The following is a 2,973-nucleotide window of genomic DNA, read 5'->3' as shown; positions in this document are numbered from 1 at the left end:
AGACAGACTATGGCTGAAGATTTAGCGGATCGCTTACCAAATGCCTTGGTGATTTGTGGAGATGGCAGAAATGTTGAAATTTTGGAGGAGGAAAATATTGCTGATATGGATGCCTTTATATCTGTTACAGGTAATTCTGAAACCAATATTATGTCTTGTTTATTGGCAAAATCTAAAGGTGTTAGAAAAACCATTGCCTTAGTAGAGAATATGGATTACTACCAATTATCGCAATCCATAGGTATAGACACACTTATCAACAAGAAACTTTTAGCAGCGAATAATATCTTTAGATATATTAGAAAGGGAGAGGTTGTGGCTATGACCAAGCTTACTAATATGAACGCAGAGCTTTTAGAGTTTGTTGTAAAACCAGATTCAAAGATTACTAATAAGATTATAAGGGATTTAGATTTTCCTAGATCAGCGATTTTTGGTGGAGTTATAAGAAATGGAAAAGGTTTGATACCTTTAGGTAGTTTTAAAATTGAAGCAGGTGATCGTGTGGTAGTATGTTGTTTACCGCGTTCAATTTCTGAAGTAGAAGCCTTTTTCTCATAATCGGTATTATGTCCCGAATGCATCTCAATTATAAAATCATTTTCCATTTTTTTGGATTGTTATTGCTGTTTAATGGTGGTTTTATGCTACTTGCTACATTAATTAGCTTAATTTATAATGATGGCGTAACCTTTAACTTGTTTCTTGCAAGTTTGGCAACATTACTTATGGGTGTTGTAGCGATGTATGCAACTAAAAAGCATCGAAAAGAAATGAATAAGCGCGAAGGTTATATTGTTGTGACCTTCGGTTGGATTGTGATGTCCCTTACAGGGACACTTCCTTATTTAGCTACCGAAGCTATTCCGTCGTTTACCGAGGCCTTTTTTGAAACGATGTCGGGATACACTACGACTGGAGCAAGTATCTTGAATGATATAGAGATTCTTCCTAAAGGAGTACTCTTTTGGCGAAGTATGACGCATTGGATTGGTGGTATGGGCATTATTGTCTTGGCCATAGCAATTCTTCCATTACTTGGTGTAGGTGGTATGCAGCTCTTTGCGGCTGAAGCACCAGGTCCAGGTGGTGATAAATTACACCCTAGAATTACGGATACGGCTAAGCGTTTATGGCTGATTTATTTTGGTTATACTATAGCCGAAACGATTTTGCTTCAGATAGCTGGAATGTCTTTTTTTGATGCTATAAATCATGCGTTAAGCACTTTGTCAACAGGAGGTTTTTCAACCAAGAATGCCAGTATAGCACATTGGAATGATAATCCTGCAGTACAATACATCATTATGTTCTTTATGTTTTTGGCAGGAACCAACTTTGTGCTTAGTTATTATTTGTTTAAGGGTAATGTTACTAAAATTGTAAAGGACGACGAATTTAAACTCTATTTTAGGTTTATACTGGCTTTTACTATCGTTGCAGCGCTCTTAATATATTTTAGGGCCGATGTCTCACAATCTTCCGTTGCACATCCTATGGTTTTGGGTGAAGGGGAAAGTGCTGTTAGACATGGCTTGTTTCAAGTGTTGGCTATTGTGACCACTACAGGTTTTGTGACAGCAGACTATACCATGTGGACGCCATTTTTAACGGTATTCTTTTTTGGATTAATGTTTTTGGGTGGTTCTGCAGGTAGTACGTCTGGAGGTGTAAAAGTGGTTAGACATCTTATATTAATCAAAAATGGCTTTCTAGAATTCAAACGATCTTTGCATCCTAATGCCATTTTACCTGTACGATACAATACTAAATCGGTTTCAAAAGATATTGTATTTAACGTTTTAGGCTTTTTTATTCTATACATGCTATCTTTTATCATCGGTGCACTTGTATTTTCTATGTTTCAAATCGATTTTACTTCGGCCATAGGTCTCTCAGCCTCGAGTTTAGGTAATGTTGGACCAGCGCTTGGGGAATTCGGGCCTGTTAATAATTATGCAGCACTCCCAAGTTTAGGTAAATGGTGGGCATCATTTATGATGCTATTGGGTCGATTAGAACTCTTTACGATTTTAATATTATTGACGCCATTCTTCTGGAGAAATAGATGATAGTTTAATTTTTTTTAAAATTTTCTAAATTGAGCTAGCCTATATTTTTACTGATGTTTTTGAAGGTTAATGCCCTCAATCTCACGCTATGGTTGAAATACAGCCTGTAACATTTTTTAAATAGCTGCGTCATATTTGCGTAACCAATTAAAAAATATCAATTATGGAATTAGTATTAAACCAAGAATTAGAATCTGTATCAGAACCCATTGCGGTACCTCATTACACTACCAATGGTCTGTTGAATTCTAATTACAAAAAAATTGTGAAAGAAAATTATAGTACGTTGAACACAACATCTGTATTTGGAATTAGACAACGTATTAAATCTTCTCAATTCAATAGAATTAACCATACAGCTGCGATTTTGAAACTGACTGTATTTGCTATAGCCTTAATCGTCATATTCTAAAGCAATAGGCTAAATTTTCTGAACTTTTAACTGGTACTTTATAAGTGTCTTTTATACGATTCGCAATATAAAATTATGTTGCTTAGGATTTTATTATCAATTTTCACTTAAAATTTGAAGTTATGACAGCAAGTTCATTAGGTACGAGCGTAAGAAATAATTTAAAGCTATTGTCTTATCGTAAAAAAGCAAAAGATAGGCTAGGACTAAAAAATCGTCTTGGTACTAATAGCTCTGGAGCAAAAACGGAGTATAACCTTCCAAAACCAACAACTAAAGAACTTAATGCCATAGCTAAACGCTTAAAGAAAGAGCATAAAACACGAATGGGCAAAGTCATAGTAGTAACTATACTTTTATTTTTAGGTTTGGTATATGCCTTTGTTTACTCAAGTAACGGTATAATAGAATTATTAACCTATTAAATTGTGATATAGCATTTGGTTTGGATGCTTTTGGCATCATCATAGAAAGCTATGACGTTAATTG

General features: G+C 34.9%; 4 protein-coding genes. All 4 read left to right on the top strand.

What is annotated here, in order from left to right; all coding sequences use genetic code 11:
* Window positions 1-561, top strand: a 561-nt coding sequence (locus Q0992_RS05165) for an NAD-binding protein (RefSeq protein ID WP_299521275.1), incomplete at its 5' end; no start/stop codon positions are given.
* 17 nt (window positions 562-578) lie between these two features.
* Window positions 579-2,072, top strand: coding sequence for a TrkH family potassium uptake protein (locus tag Q0992_RS05160; RefSeq protein WP_299521276.1), 1,494 nt, complete (start codon window positions 579-581; stop codon window positions 2,070-2,072).
* Window positions 2,073-2,235: 163 nt separating this feature from the next.
* On the top strand, window positions 2,236-2,484 hold the full coding sequence (locus Q0992_RS05155; RefSeq protein WP_299521274.1) for a hypothetical protein: 249 nt from the start codon (window positions 2,236-2,238) through the stop codon (window positions 2,482-2,484).
* Window positions 2,485-2,606: 122 nt separating this feature from the next.
* Window positions 2,607-2,909, top strand: coding sequence for a hypothetical protein (locus Q0992_RS05150; RefSeq protein WP_299521273.1), 303 nt, complete (start codon window positions 2,607-2,609; stop codon window positions 2,907-2,909).
* Window positions 2,910-2,973 lie beyond the last annotated feature (64 nt).

It is taken from the genome of Winogradskyella sp. (assembly GCF_028289625.1).
Lineage (GTDB): Bacteria > Bacteroidota > Bacteroidia > Flavobacteriales > Flavobacteriaceae > Winogradskyella.
This window is presented reverse-complemented; position numbering and strand designations above follow the sequence as displayed.